This is a genomic window from Winogradskyella sp. PG-2 (genome assembly GCF_000828715.1).
In the GTDB taxonomy this organism is placed as follows: Bacteria; Bacteroidota; Bacteroidia; order Flavobacteriales; family Flavobacteriaceae; genus Winogradskyella.
The window spans coordinates 2,023,728-2,048,028 of record NZ_AP014583.1; the positions used below are offsets into that span (position 1 = coordinate 2,023,728).

Genomic DNA, 24,301 nt, shown 5'->3' on the forward strand with positions numbered 1-24,301 from the left:
TCTACTTCCTGCGAAAGCAGTAGTCTTTTAATTACTATTTTAACTCAATAAACAGATGCCTTTATATTATAAAGACATCTGTTTCTAAACTAAACAACACTAATAAAGGCTAATTTTGAAGCGCTTGTTTTTCTTTAACAACAGAAAAGGCTTCTTTTAAATCAGCTTTTAAATCTTCAATATTTTCTATTCCGACAGATAAACGGATTAAATCTTTAGTCACTCCGGTAGTTTCTTGTGCTTCATCACTTAATTGTTGATGCGTTGTACTAGCAGGATGAATAATCAATGATTTAGTATCTCCAATATTTGCCAATAAAGAGAATAGTTTTGTGGTATCAGCAATAGTTTTTGCAGCATCATAGCCACCATCAGCACCAAATGTTACGATACCACTTTGTCCTTTAGGTAAATACTTTTGAGCCAGTCCATTATATTTACTTGTTTTTAACCCTGGATAGTTTACCCAATTTACTTCAGGTTGTTCTTGCAACCATTTTGCTAGCTCGAGCGCATTCTTACTATGCTTCTGAATACGAATTTCTAAAGTCTCTAAACCTTGAATAATTTGAAAGGCATTAAACGGGCTCAATGCTCCACCATAATCACGTAGACCTTCAATTCTAATCTTAGCAATAAATGCTGCGGCACCAATAACTTCACTGTAGACTAAACCATGATAACCAGCTGACGGTTCTGTAAACTCTGGAAATTTTCCGTTGCTCCAATCAAAAGTACCTGCGTCAATGATAATACCTCCTAATGACGTTCCGTTACCATTTATATATTTTGTCAACGAATGAATAACGATGTCTGCGCCATACTCAATAGGATTAAGTAAATATGGTGTAGCAACTGTATTATCTACAATTAAAGGTACTTTGTGCGCTTTGGCTGCAACAGAAATGGCTTCAATATCTAAAACATCGAGTTTTGGATTACCTAAAGATTCTACAAAAATAGCTCTTGTGTTTTCTTGAGCTGCTTTTTGAAAATTTTCAGGGTCAGATGGATCTACAAATGTTGTTGTAATACCATGTCTTGGAAGTGTTACACTCAATAAATTGTATGTTCCTCCATATAAACTATTTGACGCAACAATGTGATCACCTGCGCGTAAAAGTGTAAGTAATGTAGTAGAGATGGCTGCCGTTCCTGAGGCAGTTGCTACTGCTGCAATTCCTCCTTCTAAAGCTGCTAAACGTTGCTCTAAAATATCGTTCGTCGGATTGTTCAGACGCGTGTATATAAATCCTGGTACAGAGAGGTTAAATCGTCCTGCTGCATCATCTGAATCATCGAAAACATAAGCTGTAGATTGATAGATAGGTACAGCTCTTGTACCTCCTGTTTGATTGGTGTCATGTCCTGCGTGCAACGCTTTTGTTGCGAATTTTTGTGTACTCATTTTTCTAGTTTTTTTGAGTTAAAATAAATTAATTCAAAAGCCAAATAAGCTTCGAAAGAAGCATACTTAATAGAAAAATGTTATAAAGAAAATTACTAACTATAGATTTGTAATTAGTTTGAGTTATCTATCCGAATTTGCAAAAAATGACTTGCGCTTTCAAGTAGAATTTAGCACCTTCTTAGTAAATCTAAGGGTTGCTAAGGTTTCAAAGGGTCTAATCCCTCCACCTTTCTTGATAACATTTCAGTAAGTGTTTGAACTTTGTGAGCACAAATATTGCGACACAAAAATTTAAAAACCAAATTTATTTTTAGTTTTTATGCTTTTTTTATGATTTTAAGAAAATCAAGGCGCATATTTTGCCAAATATTTATTTTGAATAATCTGGCCAACAGGTTTGTTTTCAATCTTACTTTCTAACCAAGAAATTATATCTAAATATAGGAATGCTCTGCGCTCAAATGGATGGTCTTCAAAAGTTTTTAGAGTGTTAAGTAAATCTCTAAATGCATTTTTTAAGTCGTGAGGGTAAATATCTTGAAGCCCTCTAATAAATTTTATCATTTCCTTTTGCACCTCATGCAAATCGTTCATTTTAATTAAAAACTTGTAAGTACTTCTTAGTAATGTTTCTAAATGATAATCTAGTCCGGCTTCATAATGGGCTACAAGATTTAATACTCTAGAAAAACAGAGTAAGTCTTCTCGCATAGAAAGTGATTTATTCGAGATAATCTTATCTAAATACGCTATACAAGCTTTATTGTTGCCAACCCCAAAGTGCATGCTAGCAAACTTGTAATAAAAGACCATTTTATGATGTTGATCGATTCTGTCACTAAAACTAATAAGCTCATTTTCAATATGAGGAATCAATTTTAAGCCTTCTTCGAAACTTCCATCAATAAAATGTTGATTAATACTATGAAAATTAGTGTAAAGGAAAACTAGAGTAGAAACATTTTCGTCTTTATTAAACTTTTGGTCACCTACAGTAGTTTTAAAGTGGTCTAATTTCTTTACAAATTTTGTCTTATTTCTAATAAAATAGATAGACTCTAAAAGGTAATTATTTCCTTTTAAAAAGAAAACAGGATTTAGATTAATCATACTTGGGTTTTGATAAAATAAATCTACCCATTTAGAAGCATATTTATAACAATTTAAAAAATCTTGCATTAAAAAACTGTACCATAAATGTGCTTTGTAAAGCCATAATTTCTCTCTAAAACCAACCTCTTTTAAATTGAATTTAGGTAGCCTATCATTGAAGTATTTAGTGACGATTAGACTTTCTTTCTCATTTTTAACATAACCTGTTTTTAATATAATACTATAAAGCTGTAAGGATAAGTTTGAGAGTTTACTTGCAATAACGTTTTGAGCGCTCAAATCTCGAGCTTGTACTGCCAATTCATCAGCTCGATTACTGATACTTCTAGTAATATATTGAGATTCAATAATTTTTTCTAGTTCAACAATTTCAAAAGCCATATTTTTTTCTTCATTAACTATGGCTAAATATTTGGCTTTATCTAAAATTTTTAAACTCTGTTTGTATAAACCTTTATGATATAAAATAGAAGCAAAGTCCAACTGTTCTCTGATTTGAGAACGTACATTTTGATGTGACGGATTTAATTTTAGGCTTATTAAAACCTGCTTGTATAAATGTGCTTTTACATTGGCAAGCTGTGTTTTTTTTACGATACCTGTTTTTAAAATAGCATTTTCGTTATAACCTTTTGCTTTGTCTAAAAGATTAAAAAGTTTTAAGAATTTAGAATCGGAATTGACACCTAGTCTCCCAACGTACAGTTTGAACTGTCGTTTTTCAGATTTCGTTAATGACTTTACTAACGAAAATAAATTATCTTTTTGGTCTTTAGTTGTCAATTTAAAATAGATTTAAATATTTGATAATCAAATACTTGATTTGCAAATTTGATTTTGAACATCGTAAAATTAAATCAAGAGTAAGGCATTTAAAAAATTTCAAAACTTAAATTCGTAAGACAATACTAAACTATATTTTGATATATGTCAAATAACAATATACAAATCTTCGATACAACACTTCGTGATGGTGAGCAAGTTCCAGGTTGTAAACTCAACACAGAACAAAAAGTAGTGATTGCGGAACAGTTAGATGCTTTAGGCGTTGACGTTATAGAAGCGGGCTTTCCAGTGTCAAGTCCAGGTGATTTTAAATCGGTTGAAGCCATTTCAAAAATTGTAAAGAACGCTACTGTTTGCGGTTTAACACGTTCAGTAGAAAACGATATCAAGGTAGCTGCAGAGGCTTTAAAGTATGCTGTAAAATCAAGAATACATACAGGTATAGGGACTTCAGAATCTCATATCGTCCATAAATTTAAAACAACTCAAGAAGATATTTTAGAGCGTGCTTTTGCAGCTGTAAAGTATGCAAAGTCTTTTGTTGAAGATGTTGAATTTTATGCTGAGGATGCAGGGCGAACAGACAATGAATATTTAGCAAGAGTATGTGAGGTAGCTATTAAAGCTGGTGCAACAGTTCTTAATATTCCTGATACTACTGGTTATTGTTTACCAAGTGAATATGGTGCTAAAATCAAATATTTAAAAGAGAATGTAAAAGGTATTGAAAAAGCAATTTTATCATGTCATTGCCATAATGATTTAGGTTTAGCGACAGCTAATTCTATTCAAGGTGTTATAAATGGGGCAAGACAAATTGAATGTACTATCAATGGCATAGGTGAACGTGCGGGAAATACAGCTTTAGAAGAAGTGGTGATGGTTTTAAAACAACATCCTTACCTAAATTTAGACACTAATATTAACACGTCTATGTTATATGGAATGAGTCAATTGGTGAGTGATAGTATGGGTATTTATACACAGCCAAATAAAGCGATCGTTGGCGCAAATGCCTTTGCGCACAGTTCTGGAATTCATCAAGATGGTGTTATTAAAAATCGGGAAACATACGAAATCATTGATCCTAAAGATGTTGGTGTTACTGAGTCTGCAATTGTATTGACTGCAAGAAGTGGTAGAGCGGCTTTAGCTTATAGAGCTAAAAATGTAGGTTATGAATTAACTAAACTACAATTAGATGATGTCTATGCTAACTTCTTAAGTTTTGCAGATAGAAAAAAAGAAATTAATGATAACGATATCCATCAAATCATTGAGACAAGTAAAGTTTATGAACAAATAATTTCAGCTTAGATGTCAAAAAAAACATTATTCGATAAAGTCTGGGATTCGCATGTGGTCAGTAGTATAGACAATGGTCCACAGATTTTGTATATAGATAAGCATTTAATACATGAGGTTACGAGTCCGCAAGCTTTCAATGAATTGGAAGATCGCGGAATTCCTGTTTTTAGACCCAATCAAATTGTGGCTACAGCAGATCATAATACTCCTACATTAAATCAAGATCAACCAATTAAGGATGCATTGTCTAGACAACAACTAGAGGAACTATCAGAAAATTGTAAAAAGAATAATATTACATTATATGAGTTAGGACATAAGTATAATGGAATAGTGCATGTAATGGCTCCAGAGTTGGGCGTGACACAACCAGGCTTGACCATGGTCTGCGGCGATAGTCACACTTCAACGCATGGTGCCTTCGGAGCCATTGCATTTGGCATAGGAACAAGTCAAGTCGCCCAAGTTTTTGCGAGTCAATGCTTGTTACTAACCAAACCCAAGAGTTTAAGAGTAACTGTTAATGGGAAATTAAAAAATGGCGTCTTACCAAAAGATGTCATTCTTTATATTATTTCAAAACTAGGAACTAATTCTGGTACAGGATATTTCTGTGAATATGCTGGGAATGTGTTCGAAGAGATGAGTATGGAAGGTCGTATGACTGTATGTAATATGAGTATTGAAATGGGAGCTCGTGGCGGAATGATTGCGCCAGATCAAACAACATTCGACTATGTGAAAGGAAGAAAATTTGCACCTCAAGGCGAAGCTTTTGATAAGAAAGTTGCCTATTGGAAAACGTTGCCAACAGATGAAGGTGCTGAGTTTGATCAAGAATATAGCTTTGATGCAGAGGATATAGAACCAATGATAACGTATGGAACAAATCCTGGAATGGGAATTAAGATTTCTGAGACAATTCCCGTAGATGAGAATCCTTCGTTCAAAAAGTCTTTAGCTTATATGAATTTTGAAGCTGGTGAAAGTTTAATAAATAAACCTATTAATTTTGTTTTTATAGGGAGTTGTACTAATTCTAGGATTGAAGATTTTAGAGTAGCAGCAAACTTTATCAAAGGAAAGAAAAAAGCTGATAATGTTACAGCATGGTTAGTGCCAGGAAGTAAGCAAGTAGAAGCTCAAATAATTGAAGAAGGTCTGAAAACAGTTTTTGATGAAGCTGGTTTTGAATTACGTCAGCCAGGTTGTTCAGCATGTTTAGCAATGAATGACGATAAGATTCCTCAAGGGGAATATTGTGTGTCAACGTCAAATAGAAATTTTGAAGGGAGACAAGGTCAAGGTTCAAGGACTATACTGGCAAGTCCATTAGTGGCTGCAGCGACAGCTGTTGAAGGTAAAATTATAGATATTTCAAAACATTTAAATTAATGGAAAAGTTTACAACATTACAATCTAGAGCCATTCCATTAAACATTGAGAATGTAGATACAGACCAAATTATACCAGCACGTTTTTTAAAAGCAACAGATCGTAAAGGGTTTGGTGATAATGTGTTTAGAGATTGGAGATATCATAAAGATGGATCAGTAAATTCTGATTTTGTACTTAACGATTCCAAATATTCTGGTAAAATTTTGGTTGCTGGCGATAATTTTGGATGTGGATCGAGTAGAGAACATGCTGCTTGGGCAATTACAGATTTTGGTTTTAAAGTCGTTGTGTCTAGTTTTTTTGCAGACATATTTAAAGGAAATGCCTTGAACAATGGCTTGTTACCTGTACAAGTTTCAGTTACATTTTTAAGTGACTTACTTCAGCAAATTGAGTCAAATCCACAAACAGAATTAGAGGTTAATCTTGAAAGTCAGACGATCTCAATAAAAGGTTCAAAATTATCTGAAGCTTTTGAAATAGATCCTTATAAAAAAACTTGCATGATTAATGGTTACGATGATATCGACTACTTGGTCAACAATAAAGAACAAATTGAAGCTTTTGAAGCTCAAAAAATATACTAACAAATTTTAGATGAAATTAGATATTGCGGTATTGCCAGGTGATGGTATAGGTCCAGAGGTTACAGCCCAAGCTATTAAGGCTTTGAAAACGATTGCTTCAGAATTCAATCATAATTTTAAATTCACCAATGCAGATGTTGGTGCTATAGCTATAGATAAACACAATGATCCATTGCCAGAGACAACTTTAGACTTATGTAAGTCTACAGATGCTATTTTATTTGGATCTATTGGTCACCCGAAATATGATAATGATCCATCAGCAAAAGTACGTCCAGAACAAGGACTTTTGAAGTTGAGAAAGGAACTAGGCTTATTTGCTAATATCAGACCAGTTAAAGCATATCAAACTCTGATAGATAAATCACCTTTAAAAGAACATATCATTCAAGGTACAGATATTAGTATCTATAGAGAATTAACAGGCGGGATTTATTTTGGCGAAAAACAATTGAGTGAAGATGGGAATACAGCTTCAGATCTATGTTTGTATTCACGTGAAGAAATAGAACGTATTACACATTTAGCTTTTAAAGCTGCACAATCTAGAAGCAATAAAGTTACTTTAGTAGATAAAGCTAATGTTTTGGAAAGTTCAAGACTTTGGAGAAAAGTGGTTACTGAAATTTCGGAAGACTATAAAGATGTTGAATTAGATTTCTTGTTTGTAGATAATGCAGCGATGCAAATGATTTTGAACCCAAAACAATTCGATGTTATTTTAACTGAGAATATGTTTGGTGATATTATTAGTGATGAAGCTAGTGTTATTGGTGGTTCTATAGGGTTGTTGGCCTCAGCATCGGTTGGGAATAAGTATGCCATGTTTGAGCCAATACATGGATCTTTTCCTCAGGCAACAGGAAAAGGGATTGCAAACCCAATTGCATCTATTTTATCTGCAGCAATGTTATTAGAGCATTTTGATTTACATGCAGAAGCTGAATTAATAAAGCAAGCTGTAGAGAAATCATTGAAATTAAATATTGGAACTCCAGATATTAATACTAAATACGATAATGTAACAACGAGTAAAGTTGGAGAATTTATTGAAGACTTTATCAGTAATCCAAACGATACCAATATGAACTTTACAAATATTCACTTAGGTCAATCAACAATCATATAATGCCAACACAACCAAAGCTTACACGATTTAATCAGAATGTCATGTCTAAGTATCAGATATACAATAGTATATTTATGACTTTACCATTTGATACTACAAGAAAAACGGGTGCGTTATTGCCTTTGTTTCATGAGACCTGTCAAAAAGGATTTGCTAATAAGGACAATCCTACGACAATTGTCGAAACGTTCTTTAAAAAATATCAAGCGAGACGTTCTCCTCAGAGTCAGATTAATTTACTGTTTAGATTCATTCAGTATATAGAGCGTCAGGTTGTATTATTTGATGCTATTGAAGATGCTGCTTTTCCAATGGTAAATAATATGGATGGTATAGGTACTTTAAGAAGTCTTAAAGAATCAGTTAGTGCTGATAATAAAATGGAGACGCTTCAGAAATATCTTGAAGAATTTAAAGTGCGCATCGTATTAACAGCACATCCAACTCAATTTTATCCTGGTTCTGTATTGGGGATTATTACAGATTTAACCGAAGCTATTCGTGAGAATGATTTGCTAAGGATTAATGATTTATTAGCTCAGTTAGGAAAAACACCATTTTTTAAACATAAAAAACCATCTCCATATGATGAGGCTGTGAGTTTAATTTGGTATTTAGAAAATGTGTTTTATAAGTCTTTTGGAACAATATACGATTACATTCAGCAAAATATATTTGATGGTAAACACATTGAAAATGATATTATAAATATTGGTTTTTGGCCAGGAGGAGATAGAGATGGAAACCCATTTGTGACTCCAGAAATCACGTTGAAAGTAGCGAATCGTTTGCGTGCAACAGTAATTAAAAATTATTATAGAGACGCACGTCGATTAAGAAGAAAGTTGACTTTTGAAGGTGTTGAAGAACGGATAGTAGTTTTAGAGACTGAACTTTGGAAGATTATTGTGAATAAGAACTCTAACCTAACTGCAGAGAGTTTTGCTTCAGAATTAATGGTAATTAAAGATGTGATTGTAAGAGAGCATCAGTCGCTTTATGTTAATGAAGTTAATAGTCTATTAAATAAAATTCATCTTTTTGGGTTCCATTTTGCGAACTTAGATATTAGGCAAGATAGTAGAAAGCATGCACAGTTTTTCAACGATATGGTGAATGCTTTAATAGATAGTGGAAGTTCTATTTTTCCCAAAAACTATCATGACTTATCAGAAAAAGAACAAGTCAAAATTTTATCAAAGGTTAAAGGTGAAGTTGATTTATCTTTAATAAAAGATGAAGAAACTTTGAAAGCGTTAAAAACCATGAAAGCTATTAAAACCATCCAAGGGACTAATGGTGAAAAGGCTGCAAATAGATATATCATTAGTAATAATCAAACAACACTACATGTTATGCAGTTGTTTGCTATGCTTAAGCTAGTTGCTTTTCAAGACGAATTAACGGTTGATGTCGGTCCACTTTTTGAAACGATTACTGATTTAGAAAATGCACCTGCAGTTATGGAGGAGTTATACACGAATCCAGAATATGCCGCGCATTTAAAATCACGTGGGAACAGACAAACGATAATGCTAGGTTTTAGTGATGGTACTAAAGATGGTGGGTATTTAATGGCGAATTGGGCTATTTATAAAGCCAAAGAGAATTTAACAAGAGTATCTCGAGAATACGGAATTAAAGTAATTTTCTTTGATGGTCGTGGTGGACCTCCTGCTCGTGGTGGTGGAAAAACGCATAATTTTTATGCATCTCTTGGACCAACTATTGAAGATAAAGAAGTGCAATTAACAATTCAAGGGCAAACTATTAGTTCTAATTTCGGAACTTTGGAATCATCTCAATACAATCTTGAACAATTAATAAGTTCTGGTATTCATAATAGCTTAAGTGATTCAGATTTAAGTATGCTTCCTGAAAATAGAGATGTGATGACTGATTTGTCTGAGCGTAGTTATAAAACATATTCAGATTTTAAAGCACACCCAAAATTCATTTCTTATTTAGAGCATATGAGTACATTAAAGTACTATGCAAAAACTAATATAGGGAGTAGGCCATCTAAGCGTGGTAAAGCAAAAGGTTTAGTGTTTGAAGATTTAAGAGCTATTCCTTTCGTTGGATCTTGGAGTCAATTAAAGCAAAATGTACCTGGCTTTTTTGGTGTTGGTACAGCTTTAAAACATTATGAAGATACTGGCGAATTCGAAAAAGTACAACGTCTATTTAAAACCTCAGATTTCTTTAAGACATTAATCGAAAATAGTATGATGTCTTTATCTAAATCATTCTTTGACTTAACAAGATATATGGCAGAAGATGCTGAGTATGGAGAATTCTGGACTATTATTCATGCTGAATATGAAACATCAAAACGTTTAATCTTAAAGTTAACGGGTTACAAAGAATTGATGCAAGAAGAACCAGCTGGTAGAGCTTCTATTGCGGTAAGGGAATCTATTGTATTACCATTGTTAACCATACAACAGTATGCGTTAAAGAAAATTCAAGAGTTAGAAAAAGCTGGCGTAGAACCAGATGATGAACAAATGAAGATTTTTGCGAGTATGGTAACTAGGTCATTATTTGGTAATATTAATGCGAGTCGTAATTCGGCTTAATAACTTTACATTATAATTAAAAAAGCTTGCTAAGTTTTTACTAAGCAAGCTTTTTTGTGTCTAAAAACTAAATCTTAAAAAAGCCCTAAAGCAAATTGCTTATAGGGCTTTATAACTCACAACTAATAATTTATTAAACAATCAATTTTAAAACTCTTAGTGCTCGTTTAATCTAAAGTCTGGGTATGCTTCCATTCCATGTTCGTGTGCATCTAGACCTTCTAATTCTTCGCGTTCAGAAACTCTTATTCCTACAGTTTTCTTCATTATAAAAATGATTAAGAATGAAGATACTAAACAGATAGCAGCGTAAGATACTACGCCAATAAGTTGACTAAGAAACTGTGCTCCACTTGCAAGATTTCCAAAGATTCCAACTGCTAAAGTTCCCCAAATACCACATACTAAGTGTACTGCAATGGCTCCAACAGGGTCATCTAATTTCAATCTATCAATTAATGATACAGCAAATACTATAATTGCACCCGCAATTGCACCAATAAGAATAGCATCAGTTGGGCTCATTTGATTTGCACCAGCTGTAATACCAACTAGACCTCCTAAGATACCATTAAGGAACATTGTTAAATCTAAATTTTTATAGCGAGTAAAAGATACTAAAGCAGAAACAACACCACCAGCTGCAGCAGCTAAACATGTAGTTACTAATGTTAATGATGTTAATGAAGGATCTGCTGATAAAACAGAACCACCATTAAATCCAAACCAACCTAACCATAAAATAATTACACCAGCAGTGGCTAATGGAATATTATGACCAGGAATTGCTTGTAGTTTTCCATCTTTGAATTTACCAATTCTGGAACCTAATAAGCAAACAGCTACTAGAGCAGCCCAACCACCAACAGAGTGGACTAATGTAGAACCTGCAAAATCATAAAATGGTGTTTCCATGGTATGTAAAAATCCTTCTCCCCATTTCCAAGAACCTGCGATTGGGTATATTAAACCAACGTAGATAATTGTGAAAACCATAAATGGCCCAATTTTCATACGTTCTGCTACAGCTCCGGATACAATTGTTGCTGCAGTTGCTGCGAACATACCTTGAAATAAGAAATCTGTCCAGTACGTGTAACCTTCATTATATGCTAAGTCTAAAGCACCATCTACCATAGGTGCATCTAATCCAAATCCAGCAAATCCAAATAAGCCTATATCTCCAGATTCAAAACCAGGATACATAAGATTGAATCCGACTAAACAGTAAAGCAATAAACCTACTGTGATAATAAATATGTTTTTAAATAATATGTTAATCGTATTTTTTTGACGTGTTAATCCGATTTCTAAAAATGCAAATCCTAAGTGCATAAAGAAAACTAGCGCTGTACAGATCATCATCCATACATTATTTGTAGTAAATATTTCCATGTGTTTATTTTAAAGTTTGTCCTCCTTTTTCTCCTGTTCGTATTCTGTAAACCTCTTCGATATGAGATACAAAGATTTTCCCATCTCCAACATCTCCTGTAGCTCCAGCTTCTAGTATTGCTTTTACAGTTACATCTTCAAAGTCATCATTGACAACGATAGATAAATAGCGCCTTTGAATATCACTCGTACTGTATGATACTCCTCTGTAAACGTGACCTTCTTTTTCGTTTCCAAGTCCTGTGACATCCCAATAGGAGAAGAAGTTTACACCAACTTCGTGCAGTGCATTTTTAACTTTAGAAAACTTAGATTTTCTAATAATTGCTTCAACTTTTTTCATAAAAAATTATTTAAAATAGTTAGTTTGACGACAAATCTATATAATATTAACCTATACCCTATAGGAAAAAGGGGTAATAAAGTAATTTTTGTAAATATTATATTTTATACCCTATATATTTTAGGTTTAAATAATTTTTGTGTTGAATTTTGTCTTTTTTTGAAATATTGATAAAAACAAAAACCTTTGGGATTTATATTCCAAAGGTTTTCTTTCTAACAACTAAATTATATAAACAATTTTAAGACTTTGTTAAAGACTTATTTAAATACATTGATTAATCATTACCCCTATCTCGTTTTCCTGGATAAGCAATTTCGCCATGTTCAGAAAGGTCGAGTCCAACAGTTTCTTCTTCTTCAGTAACACGAAGACCCATGGTAGATTTTAATATTTTAAAAACTATGAAAGATAATACAACTGCCCAAACAGCATAAGCTAAGCTTCCTAAAGCTTGTACGCCTAATTGGCCTGCACCACCACCATTAAAAAGTCCGATACCACCATCAGCGTCAATGCCCCAAAGACCAATAACCACAGTTCCCCAAACGCCAGCTGCACCATGTACTGAAGCTGCTCCAATTGCGTCATCGATTTTTAGTTTTTTCTCTATAAATTCAATTGAAAATACAACTATAACACCTCCAATTAAACCTGCAAAAACAGCTCCTATCGCAGACATGTTCCCACATCCTGCTGTAATACTTACTAAACCTGCTAAAGCTCCATTTAACGTTTGAGGTAAGTTCGGTTTTCCGTACCAAATCCATGTTGTTATTAATGCTCCTAATCCACCAGCTGCTGCTGCTAAATTTGTGATTAAAACCACATTAGAAGCTCCAACTGCATCAGCGCCTCCCCAAGCTAGTTGAGAACCACCATTGAAACCGAACCATCCTAGCCAAAGAATAAATACACCTAATGTTGCAAGTATTTGGTTGTGACCTGGTATTGGGAATACTTTACCGTCAACAAACTTACCAATTCTTGGTCCTACCATAATAGCAGCTACTAAAGCAGCCCATCCACCAACAGAGTGTACAATAGAGGAACCAGCAAAATCAATAAATCCAAGTTCTGTTAACCAGCCTGTTCCTTGCCATTGCCATCCACCAGCTATTGGGTAGATAAGAGCTGTCATTACAACTGAGAATATAACATAAGTAGAATATTTTGTACGACCAGCAATAGCTCCAGAAACTATGGTTGCGGCTGTGGCAGCAAACATGGTTTGAAAGAATAAATCAGCTCCTTCACCTTGCATTAATCCACTCCAGAAAAACCACCCATTAGAAGTATCTCCATACATTAATGAATAACCAACTAACCAATAAGTTAGTGAGCCAACACAAATGTCTAACAAGTTTTTCATTGCTATATTGGCAGCATTTTTAGAACGTGTCATTCCTGTTTCAACTAATGTGAAACCAGCTTGCATAAAGAATACTAAGATACCAGAAAGTAGCATCCAAAGCATTCCCATGTCGCCATTTATAGCAGCAACTGCAGCTTCAATTTCTGTAGGTTCAACAGCATCTTGCGCTATTGAAAGACTTGGGATAAGTGTTAAGAAATTAGTTAACATAATTATTTGTTTTAGTTAGTGTTTTTTTAGAACGAATAGATAGCAGCCAATACAAAAGATCCTAAACTTTTAGTTGCTGCTAGGTCGTTATCAATAAATGCATCATCAGAAGCGCTATCAAATCTAATTTCTGGTTTTATTATTAAATTATCTTCAATTGTAAAGCTTCCAGTTATTGTTGCAGCTATAACACTTGTGTCTTCTACACCAGATCCGATAGCTCCGAAAGCGCCATCTTCAGCAAAGTATTCCGTTCTTAATCCAATAGAGAAAGTGTCTGAAACCGTATATTGAGGATAAAGAGCTGCGCCCATAAATCCACCTGCATCATCTTCAAGACTTAAATACGCAGCATTAATTCCTAAGAAGAATTCGTCTGATATATTAAATCCACCAGTAAAATCAATCTCAAAGAAAGAAGGGTCTAGTAAAACATTTAAAAACTGGTCTTTGTAACCTAATTGAGCTCCAGCGGCATAATCTCCAGTTGGATTGAATTCTGTTAAATCAGTGTCATTGAATACACCAAGCATTAAACTAAAATCATCAGACAAAGCGAAATCAGCTTTCAAACCAGTATGGCTAAATGGGCCATAAGAGAATAAATAAGATGTGCTATAGTTGAAGTTAGCAACTGGCGAAATAACTTCGTAACCTAAAAATGTATTAAAGTTACCCATAGTTAATGTTACATTTTCACTTACGTTCCAGTATGCATATAATTGATTAACTATATCTCCAGTAGCTGAATACATCGGAGAAGCAAAAATTGCGTCTGTTCCTCTTGGGCCAAATACAAGATCTGCAACAAATCCAACTTTTTCGCCTTCGTAAGAAGCAACAAGATTAGCCATACCTAATGAGAAACCAGGTAAATTAGCAAAAGAAGATCCTGGTGCAATTGCGTTTTCATCGTTAGGTGCTGTTAAATTAGCTCTGTAATATGCATCTATACTACCGCTAAATTCAAATGATTTTTTTTCTTCTGTTTCTTCTTCTTGAGCAAATAAACTACATGCGATAAAAAACATTGAAAGGGTAAATAATTTTTTCATAATAATTATAATTTTAAAAATAGTTAGTTTGTGGACAAATCTATATTAAAATTAATTCTAACCTCTAAAAAAATAGGGTTAAAATGTGATTTTTATGAATATAATATTTTATACCCCCTAAATTTTAGGGTTAAATTATTTTTAAACGATTTTTTGATAAATTGATAATGCTGATAATCGCATTTTGCTAAGATTTAATAGTTGCATGTTTGCGAAATCGTTTTCGTGGTTAAGTACCGTATTTACTGAGTATTTTTAATTAACTAATCAACATTATATGCCGTTATTATTGCCAAATTTGCATTTAGAAAGCCCTTAATTATCGATATGCGAAAAGTGTTTCTACTTTTTTTTAAATAGGATTTTAGCCTATATATTAGAGGTGTAATAGGGCTTTAAAAACGCCTTTAAAATTTTCTGAATTATGCTGAAGAAACAAGGACTTTATTTACCGGAATTTGAACATGAAAATTGTGGTGCAGGATTTATATGTAACCTTAAAGGTGAAAAAACAAATCAAATAATACATGACGCATTAGAAATTCTTGTAAAGCTAGAACATCGAGGAGGAGTAAGTGCTGATGGTAAAACTGGAGATGGTGCTGGACTATTAATAGATATTCCTCACGCATATTTTAAACGTGTTTGCGGTTTTAAGGTTCCTGTTAAGGGGAAATATGCTGTTGGAATGGTGTTCTTACCAAAAAACAGAAACCAATACAAGTTTTGTAAAGACACGTTCGAAAAGGAAATCATCTCACAAGGGCTTTCTGTAATTGGATGGAGAGAGGTTCCTGTGGATTCTACACAATTAGGAGAAATAGCATTAGCATCAGAACCAAATATAGAACAGCTTTTTGTCGGAAAATCAAATGAAGTCTCTGAAGCTGACTTTAAAGCTAAACTTTATGCGGCAAGAAAGATAACAGAGCATATAGTGAGAAAATCTAAGATGTCTCAAAGTTCTTATTTCTACGTATCGAGTTTATCAATCAATACCTTAATATATAAAGGTATTATAATGCCAGAAGATATTGGTCCTTATTATAAAGACTTACAAGAAGACGATTTGGTAACGCGTTTAGCGTTAGTACACCAACGTTTTTCTACCAATACTATGCCGACTTGGGAATTGGCGCAACCGTTTCGATTTATGTGTCAGAATGGGGAGATTAATACGCTTCGCGGAAATGTAAGTCGAATGCGTGTTAGAGAAGAGATTATGAAAAGTGATGTTTTTGGGCCACAAATAGATAAGTTGTTCCCAATTATTTTACCAGGAAAATCGGATTCAGCGTCAATGGATATGGTAGTTGAATTGTTAACTCATACACGACGTTCTCTACCAGAAGTGATGATGATGATGATTCCAGAAGCTTGGGAAAAACATGCAACCATGTCACCAGAACGTAAAGCCTTTTACGAGTATAATGCTTGTATTATGGAGCCTTGGGATGGACCAGCTTCAGTGCCTTTTACAGATGGTAATTATATAGGAGCACTTTTAGATAGAAATGGTTTAAGACCTTCAAGATATACAGTCACTAAAAGCGGAAAGCTTATTATGTCGTCTGAAATAGGTGTGGTAGACATTGCACCTGAAGATGTAGAAAGTCACGGTCGTTTGGAGCCTGGGAAAATGTTCTTGGTAGATATGAATCAAGGACGAATCATCAATGACGAGGAAATTAAAAGTAAGATCGTTAAAGAACGACCATACCAAGAATGGTTGGATAAAACTAGGTTGCATTTAAAAGACATTCCTTATACAGGTGAAACATGTCCGATTGAAACTTTAGATATTAAAACAAGACAACGTTTATTTAACTATACGTACGAGGACATTCAGGAGGTTATTACACCAATGGCTCAGAAAGCAAAAGAGGCTTTGGGTTCCATGGGAATTGATACACCTTTAGCAGTTTTATCAAATAAACCTCAGTTAATTTCAAACTACTTTAAGCAATTATTTGCTCAGGTTACAAATCCACCTTTAGATGGGATTAGAGAAGAGATTGTAACGGATATTAGTCTGTCGTTAGGAAAGGATAGAAACATATTTAGCATTACTGAACGACAGTGTAGAAAGCTAAAAATTCAGAATCCAGTAATTTCAAATGATGATTTAGCAAAAATTAGAAACATACAAGTTGAAGGTTTTAAAGCGGAAACAATTGAGTTATTGTACCAAAAAGATAAAGGTCTTAATGGGCTAGAAGATGCTTTGGATAATATTATTATTCAAATTGAAAAAGCACTGACTAGAAAAACAAACATTATCATCTTATCAGATAGAGGTGTAAACAAAGTAATGGCACCAATTCCGGCATTGTTAGCGTGTTCTTATGTTAGTCATCAAATGAACCGTTTGCGTAAACGTTCTTATTTCGATATAATTATAGAATCTGCGGAACCACGTGAGCCTCATCATTTTGCAACTTTATTTGGATATGGAGCAAGTGCTGTAAATCCGTACATGGTAAACGAAATCATTAGAATGCAAGTTACGGATGGTTTCATTACTGATATGGATGAGCAAAAAGCGGTTGATAATTTCAATAAAGCTATTGGAAAAGGAATTCTTAAAGTAATGAACAAAATAGGAATTTCAACATTACGTTCATATAGAGGTTCTCAAATATTCGAAATTGTTGGTTTTAATTCTCAATTCGTAGAAAAATATTTCCCATACACAGCATCTAGAATTGAAGGTATTGGATTGTACGAAATAGAAAAGGAAATAGATAAACGATATCAGCATGCTTATCCGAGTAATGTGCTTGATAAGCGTTTAGGCTTAAATATTGGTGGAGATTATAGATGGAGACGTAATGGAGAAAAGCATTTATTTAATCCAACAACAGTTGCGAAATTACAACAGGCAGTTAGATTAAGTGATCAAGCGAGTTATGATGTTTATGCTAAAAATATCAACGAGCAATCTAAAAATTTAATGACAATCCGTGGGTTGTTTGAATTTAATAATATCGATCCAATTCCTATTGAAGAAGTTGAACCTTGGACAGAAATCGTAAAACGTTTCAAAACAGGCGCCATGTCTTATGGCTCAATTTCAAGAGAAGCTCATGAAAATTTAGCCATAGCGATGAACAGAATTGGTGGGAAATCTAATTCTGGAGAAGGTGGAGAAGATAGAAAACGCTTTCAGCCTGATGTTAACGGAGATAGTAGAAACTCTGCAATAAAGCAAGTGGCTTCTGGTCGTTTTGGTGTGACGTCTCATTATTTAACGAATGCCAAAGAGATTCAAATTAAAATGGCTCAAGGAGCAAAACCTGGAGAAGGTGGTCAATTACCTGGTGAAAAAGTGTTGCCATGGATTGCTGCAGCCAGAAATTCTACACCATTTGTAGGTTTAATTTCGCCACCACCACATCACGATATTTATTCTATAGAAGATTTAGCACAATTAATTTACGATTTAAAAAATGCAAATCGAGATGCAAGAATTAATGTCAAATTAGTATCAGAGGTTGGTGTTGGTACTATTGCAGCAGGTGTGGCCAAAGCAAAAGCAGATGTTGTACTTATTGCTGGTTACGATGGAGGAACAGGTGCTTCTCCATTAACCTCATTAAAACATGCAGGCTTGCCATGGGAACTTGGTTTAGCCGAAGCACAACAAACTTTGGTGCTAAATAATCTAAGAAGTCGAATTGTTGTAGAATGTGATGGTCAATTAAAAACAGGTCGTGATGTTGCAATTGCAGCATTATTAGGGGCAGAAGAATTCGGATTTGCAACAGCACCATTAGTTGCTTCAGGATGCATTATGATGCGTAAATGTCATTTAAATACTTGTCCTGTCGGAATTGCAACACAAGATAAAGAGTTACGTAAAAACTTTAAAGGCACACCAGAACACGTTATTAATTTCTTCTACTATATAGCTGAAGAGTTAAGAGCGATTATGGCAGAGCTTGGATTTAGATCAATGGCAGAAATGGTTGGCCAAACCCATAAGATAAATGCTAACAAAGCCATTAAACACTACAAAGCTAAAGGTCTAGATCTATCATCGATTTTGCATAGACCAGAAGTTTATAATACAATGACGGTTAAGAATACTGAGAAGCAAGAACATAATTTAGATAATGTTTTAGATTTCAAAATTTTAAAGGATTCTCATCGTGCGTTATATAGAAAAGAGCAGATGACTTTATCATATCCAATTAAGAATACTAACCGAACTGTTGGTGCGATTGTGAGTAATGAAATTTCAAAAATATATGGTCATTTAGGGTTACCAGAAGATACCTTAAATATCAATTTTGAAGGTTCAGCGGGACAAAGCTTTGGTGCTTTTGGTGCACATGGCTTAACTTTTAAACTTGAAGGAAATACAAATGATTATTTAGGTAAAGGCTTGTCTGGAGCTAAGCTTATTGTAAAGAAACCTGCAAAAGCAGATTTTGTAGCAGAAGATAATATTATTATAGGTAATGTGTGTTTATTCGGAGCAGTGAACGGTCAGGCTTATATCAACGGAATAGCTGGAGAACGTTTTGCTGTAAGAAACTCTGGCGCAACTGCCGTAGTAGAAGGTGTAGGTGATCATTGTTGTGAATATATGACTGGTGGAAAAGTAGTTGTACTTGGTAAAACGGGTAGAAATTTTGCAGCAGGAATGAGTGGAGGTGTAGCTTATGTTTATGATCCAGAAAACAAGTTTGTAAATGGTTTATGTAACACTGAAACGATTGCCTTTGAAAAGATTCTCAAGAAAGATGCTAATGATTTAAAAGGACTTATTGAGAAGCATGTAAAATACACCAATAGTGATAGAGGATCTGAATTATTGGCGGATTGGCAAACAAGTTTAAGTCATTTCGTACGTGTAATGCCAACAGAATACAAAAGGGCTTTAAAGCGTTTAGAGACAGAAGAACAAATGGTTGAAGAATTAGAAACAGTATAGGACAATGGGAAAAGTAACAGGTTTTAAAGAATTCGAAAGAAAAGATGAAAAGTACACATCTGTAAAGGATCGTGTTAAGAATTATAAAGAGTTTACAGTGCCTTTAAATGATAAGGACATGACGGAACAAGGGTCGCGATGTATGGATTGTGGAATTCCATTTTGTCATAGTGGTTGTCCACTAGGTAATCTAATTCCAGATTTTAACCACATGGTACATCAAGGTGAATGGCAAAAAGCCTCTTGGATTCTACATTCAACAAATAATTTCCCAGAATTCACAGGGCGTCTATGTCCTGCGCCATGCGAGCAAGCATGTGTTTTGGGTATAATTGAAGATCCAGTATCGATAGAAAATATTGAAAAAAATATTGTAGAGCGTGCCTTTAAAGAAGGTTGGATTAAGCCACAGCCACCAAAAACAAGAACAGGTAAAACCATTGCTGTTGTTGGTTCTGGTCCTGCAGGTTTAGCTGCAGCGCAACAACTAAATAGAGCTGGTCATACAGTTACTGTTTTTGAGCGAGATGATGCTATTGGAGGTTTATTACGTTACGGAATTCCTAATTTTAAAATGGAAAAAGGTATCATAGATCGTCGTTTAGCAATCCTTGAAGCGGAAGGCATTGTCTTTAAAACCAATGTTAATGTTGGCTTAAATTATGATGTTGAAGATTTAAAAGCCTTTGATGCGACTGTCCTTTGTGGTGGCGCAACTGAAAGACGAAGTTTACCAACTCCAGGCATAGATGCTGATGGAGTTGTACAAGCCATGGATTTTTTAACACAACAAACTAAGGTTGTTTTTGGTCAGAAAATTAAAGATCAAGTTTTAGCTACAGATAAAAACGTCATTGTCATTGGAGGTGGCGATACAGGATCGGATTGTATTGGTACATCGAATCGTCAAGGTGCAAAATCGGTAGTTAATTTTGAAATTATGCCCAAACCACCAGGTCATCGTTCACCTACAACACCTTGGCCTTATTGGCCGTTGCAATTAAAGACGTCTTCTTCTCATAAAGAAGGAGTGGAACGTAATTGGTTAATTAATACAAAGGAATTTGTAACTGACAAAAAAGGGAAATTAACCGCTTTAAAAACGGTGAATGTAGAATGGGAAATGATTCCTGGTGAGCGTCCAAAATTAATAGAAATTGCAGGTACAGAAAAAACTTGGCCATGCGATTTAGCTTTATTGGCTTTAGGTTTTACAGGTCCAGAATATACAATTGCAGATCAATTGGGTTTAGATAGAGACGTGCGATCTAATTATAAAGCGAGCTATGGTAAATACCAAACTAATATTCCAAACATTTTTACAGCTGGAGATATGCGTCGAGGACAATCCTTAATTGTTTGGGCAATTTCTGAAGGAAGAGAAGCTGCTCGCCAAGTTGATATATACTTAATGGGTAAATCTGATTTGGCAACTAAAAATGCTGATGGCGATTTGGTAGGGTTGTAAATAAATTATACAATGAATCTTTCTACTGCTATAAAATATAAGGGTATGTCTATTTGTTAGAGTAGAAGTAAAAGCATCTGTTTTCAGATGCTTTTTTTATTTAGGATACTTAGCTCGAATATCATCTAAACACAAATTATGAATACTACCAATATGAGAGTGTTCTTTTTCTAAATCTGGTTGATAGGTGTTATTTTGAACTTGACCGCCAATTTGCTGATACGCTTCTCTAAAGGACATACCATTCACTACTAAATTATTAATGCTATCTACTGTAAATAAGTATTTATATTTATCATCGTTGAGATCAACGTCTTTAACAATGATTTGTTGAATGGCATAATTAAAGATGTCTAAGATGTCTTTTACATCTTCAAAAGCATTGATAATATTCTCTTTTAATAATTGAAAATCTCTATGGTATCCACTTGGTAAATTGTTAGTGATTAAAAGCATTTCAGTATGCAACGCCTGAATTTTATTACTCTTTCCTCTAATGAGTTCAAACACATCAGGATTCTTTTTGTGTGGCATAATACTGCTACCAGTAGTCAACTCATCTGGGAATGAGATAAACCCAAAATTCTGACTCATGTATAAGCAAATATCCATGGCGAAACGCGCCATGGTATTACATAAACCGCCTAATGCACTCGCAATTGCACGTTCACTTTTTCCTCTACTTAATTGTGCAGCAACAACGTTATATTTTAAAGTGGAAAAGCCTAATTCTTTGGTAGTAATATTTCTATCGATAGGAAATGAACTTCCGTAACCAGCTGCGGAACCTAATGGGTTTTGATCTGCAATTTTAGAAACTGCATTTAATACATGCACATCATCGATTAATAATTCTGCATAAGCAGAAAACCATAAACCAAATGAAGAAGGCATGGCAACTTGTAAATGCGTATAACCTGGTAACAATTGTTTTTTGTGAGTTTCAGCTAAATCTAAAAGTGTATTGAAAAACGTTTTTGTTTTGTTATTAATAATTTCAAGATTGTCCTTATAATATAATTGAAGAGCTACTAAAACCTGATCATTTCTAGAACGTGCAGTATGAATTTTTTTACCTACATCACCTAAGGTTTTTGTGAGCTCGTGTTCAATTTTTGAATGTACATCTTCAAATGATCCTTCTATTATAAAAGTGCCTTTTTCAATAGATTTTGATAGACCGTTTAATCCTGATTTAAGTTGTTGTAATTCATCAGAAGTGATAATTCCAATAGACTCTAACATTATCGCATGTGCTAATGAGGCTTGAACATCATATTTAGCAATTTGCATGTCAATTTTTCTGTCGTTTCCAACTGTAAATTGTTCTATTTTTTTATCTATTGAAAATCCTTTATCCCAAAGTTTCATAATACCTTATTTAGTAATTTAATATAAATGTCAATCCCTTCTTCAATCTCAGCTAAATAAATAAACTCATCCGCTGTATGTGATCGTGTGCTATCTCCAGGTCCTAATTTTAGAGATGGGCAACTCAAAACTGACTGATCTGATAATGTTGGCGAACCATAGGTTTCTCTTCCTAAGGCAATACCAGCTTTTACCAAATCGTGATGCACAGGAATAGATGATGAATTCAATCGCAAACTTCGCGCATTGATACTCGCACATGGAGATTTTTGCGTTAATATATCTGCAATTTCCTGATTAGAATATTTATCATTCACACGAACGTCAACAACCAAATCAACTTCAGATGGAACAGCATTATGTTGTTTTCCAGCATTAATTTGAGTTACTGTCATTTTTACATCACCTAGAACAGGTGATTTCTTTTCAAACTTATAATCTTGAAACCATTTTAAGACATCAATCGTATTATAAATGGCATTGTCTGTATTTGGATGTGCTGCGTGACTGGCAGTTCCTTTCACTTTTGCGTCAAAAACGACCAAGCCTTTTTCTGCAATTGCCAAATTCATTAATGTTGGTTCACCAACGATAGCAACATCTATATTTGGTATGACAGATAACATACTATTTAATCCATTTGGTCCACTACTTTCTTCTTCAGCAGAAGCAACGATAACTAAGTTGTAGTTCAGGTTTTTCTTTTTGTAGAAGTATGTGAATGTTGCGATTAAAGACACTAAACAACCACCAGCATCATTACTGCCTAAACCATATAATTTCCCATCTTCAACAATGGCTTTTAATGGATCTTTCGTATACCCATTATTAGGTTTTACCGTATCGTGATGTGAGTTTAACAGTAATGTTGATTTACTCTCATCAAAATATTTATTGGTTGACCAAATATTATTTTCGCTTCGTTTATAAGGAACCTTATTTGTAGTAAACCAATTTTCAATGAGTAATGCCGTCTTATCTTCTTCAGATGAAAACGACTGTGTTTCAATGAGCTGCTTTAATAAAGCTATAGCTTCTTTTGTGAGTTTTTCTATCATTTTTGAATGGTTGTAAAAAGCGCATTAGTGGTAAATAACATACTTGGTTTTCCGATACAAACTTTTTGTACATGATGATTTATCGCATGAAAGCAGTTGTTTAGTTTTGGTAACATGCCTTCAAATATGATGTTGTTATGCTTTAATGTTTTATAGGTTTCGGTGTTGATGGTTTCAATAACAGAATCGTCATTTTCTAGGTCTTCTAATACACCATTTTTCTCGAAACAATAATAAAGCTCTGTGTTGTAGATAGAAGCAAATCCAATCGCTAATTCAGAGGCTATTGTGTCTGCATTTGTGTTTAATAATTGCCCTTTTTCATTATGAGTAATCGCACAGAAAACAGGTGTGACAGAATTATTTAATAGCACTTCAAGGGTTTTAGTGTTAACTTGTTTTACATCGCCTACAAAACCGTAATCTATGGGTTGAGTTGGTCGTTTTACAGATACAATTGAGTTTCCGTCTGCGCCAGAAAATCCAATAGCGTTACAATCATTTACTTGTAATTGAGCAACTATCTTTTTATTGATTTTACCAGCATATACCATTGTAATAATGTCTAAAGTTTCGTTATCTGTGATACGTCTGCCTTCATTCATTTTTACAGGAACATCCATTTGTTTGGCTAACTGTGTCGCTAGCTTTCCACCTCCATGCACTAATATTTTTGGTCCGTTAAGGTGAGCAAACTGAATTAGAAATGATTCCAAAGATTGACTGTCGTCAATTATATTACCTCCTATTTTTATGATTTTTAGTGTTTCCAT

Annotated in this window: 16 protein-coding genes and 1 riboswitch; of the genes, 7 read left to right on the forward strand and 9 right to left on the reverse strand. The window is 34.1% G+C overall.

The window, feature by feature from the left end; genetic code table 11:
* Positions 1-109: 109 nt before the first annotated feature.
* Both WPG_RS09020 and WPG_RS09025 read right to left on the reverse strand, forming a co-directional pair.
* Positions 110-1,408 carry an O-acetylhomoserine aminocarboxypropyltransferase/cysteine synthase family protein gene (locus WPG_RS09020; RefSeq protein ID WP_045471535.1) on the reverse strand — a complete coding sequence of 433 codons (1,299 nt, stop codon included), beginning with the start codon at positions 1,406-1,408 and terminating at the stop codon, positions 110-112.
* 120 nt (positions 1,409-1,528) lie between these two features.
* Positions 1,529-1,653: riboswitch (SAM riboswitch) on the reverse strand.
* Between the two features lie 103 nt (positions 1,654-1,756).
* Positions 1,757-3,307 (reverse strand): hypothetical protein, encoded by a 1,551-nt coding sequence (locus WPG_RS09025; RefSeq protein WP_045471537.1) that lies wholly within the window; start codon positions 3,305-3,307, stop codon positions 1,757-1,759.
* Positions 3,308-3,451: 144 nt separating this feature from the next.
* Here WPG_RS09025 and WPG_RS09030 point away from each other — a divergent pair, with 144 nt between their 5' ends.
* The 5 genes from WPG_RS09030 to WPG_RS09050 are packed head-to-tail and all read left to right on the forward strand — an operon-like array spanning position 3,452 to position 10,314.
* Entirely contained in the window at positions 3,452-4,627 is a 1,176-nt protein-coding gene (locus WPG_RS09030) for a 2-isopropylmalate synthase (RefSeq protein ID WP_084221556.1), read from the forward strand.
* Positions 4,628-6,013 (forward strand): 3-isopropylmalate dehydratase large subunit, encoded by a 1,386-nt coding sequence (gene leuC, locus WPG_RS09035; protein ID WP_045471539.1) that lies wholly within the window; start codon positions 4,628-4,630, stop codon positions 6,011-6,013.
* Positions 6,013-6,603: a 3-isopropylmalate dehydratase small subunit gene (gene leuD / locus WPG_RS09040; protein ID WP_045471541.1), complete on the forward strand. Its 591-nt coding sequence runs from the start codon at positions 6,013-6,015 to the stop codon at positions 6,601-6,603. Before leuC ends, leuD begins: the two co-directional genes overlap by 1 nt.
* A gap of 10 nt (positions 6,604-6,613) precedes the next feature.
* Entirely contained in the window at positions 6,614-7,732 is a 1,119-nt protein-coding gene (gene leuB, locus WPG_RS09045; RefSeq protein ID WP_045471544.1) for a 3-isopropylmalate dehydrogenase, read from the forward strand.
* The gene (locus WPG_RS09050; protein WP_045471548.1) at positions 7,732-10,314 is read left to right on the forward strand and encodes a phosphoenolpyruvate carboxylase; all 2,583 of its coding nucleotides are present in this window, start codon (positions 7,732-7,734) and stop codon (positions 10,312-10,314) included. The genes leuB and WPG_RS09050 overlap by 1 nt, the downstream gene beginning before the upstream one ends.
* A gap of 156 nt (positions 10,315-10,470) precedes the next feature.
* Here the strand turns inward: WPG_RS09050 and WPG_RS09055 are convergent, their stop codons facing one another.
* From WPG_RS09055 to WPG_RS09070, 4 genes are all read right to left on the reverse strand, one after another.
* Entirely contained in the window at positions 10,471-11,709 is a 1,239-nt protein-coding gene (locus WPG_RS09055) for an ammonium transporter (RefSeq protein ID WP_045471550.1), read from the reverse strand.
* Between the two features lie 4 nt (positions 11,710-11,713).
* On the reverse strand, positions 11,714-12,052 hold the full coding sequence (locus WPG_RS09060) for a P-II family nitrogen regulator (RefSeq protein WP_045471553.1): 339 nt from the start codon (positions 12,050-12,052) through the stop codon (positions 11,714-11,716).
* 277 nt (positions 12,053-12,329) lie between these two features.
* Positions 12,330-13,637 carry an ammonium transporter gene (locus tag WPG_RS09065; protein WP_045471556.1) on the reverse strand — a complete coding sequence of 436 codons (1,308 nt, stop codon included), beginning with the start codon at positions 13,635-13,637 and terminating at the stop codon, positions 12,330-12,332.
* Positions 13,638-13,663: 26 nt separating this feature from the next.
* Positions 13,664-14,692 (reverse strand): porin, encoded by a 1,029-nt coding sequence (locus tag WPG_RS09070; protein WP_045471559.1) that lies wholly within the window; start codon positions 14,690-14,692, stop codon positions 13,664-13,666.
* 424 nt (positions 14,693-15,116) lie between these two features.
* Between WPG_RS09070 and gltB the strand changes: the two genes are divergently transcribed.
* Complete coding sequence (gene gltB / locus WPG_RS09075; protein WP_231850162.1) at positions 15,117-19,631, forward strand: glutamate synthase large subunit; 4,515 nt, start codon at positions 15,117-15,119, stop codon at positions 19,629-19,631.
* A gap of 4 nt (positions 19,632-19,635) precedes the next feature.
* Positions 19,636-21,099: a glutamate synthase subunit beta gene (locus WPG_RS09080; protein ID WP_045471562.1), complete on the forward strand. Its 1,464-nt coding sequence runs from the start codon at positions 19,636-19,638 to the stop codon at positions 21,097-21,099.
* A gap of 96 nt (positions 21,100-21,195) precedes the next feature.
* On the opposite strand, the gene argH is transcribed toward WPG_RS09080, so the two are convergent.
* Genes argH through argB form a run of 3 tightly spaced genes read right to left on the reverse strand, consistent with a single transcriptional unit; the run spans position 21,196 to position 24,301 of the window.
* Positions 21,196-22,470, reverse strand: coding sequence for an argininosuccinate lyase (gene argH / locus WPG_RS09085; protein WP_045471565.1), 1,275 nt, complete (start codon positions 22,468-22,470; stop codon positions 21,196-21,198).
* Complete coding sequence (locus WPG_RS09090) at positions 22,467-23,528, reverse strand: M20 family metallo-hydrolase (protein WP_045471568.1); 1,062 nt, start codon at positions 23,526-23,528, stop codon at positions 22,467-22,469. The genes argH and WPG_RS09090 overlap by 4 nt, the downstream gene beginning before the upstream one ends.
* Positions 23,525-24,301, reverse strand: a complete 777-nt coding sequence (argB, locus tag WPG_RS09095) for an acetylglutamate kinase (protein ID WP_045471571.1) — start codon at positions 24,299-24,301, stop codon at positions 23,525-23,527. The genes WPG_RS09090 and argB overlap by 4 nt, the downstream gene beginning before the upstream one ends.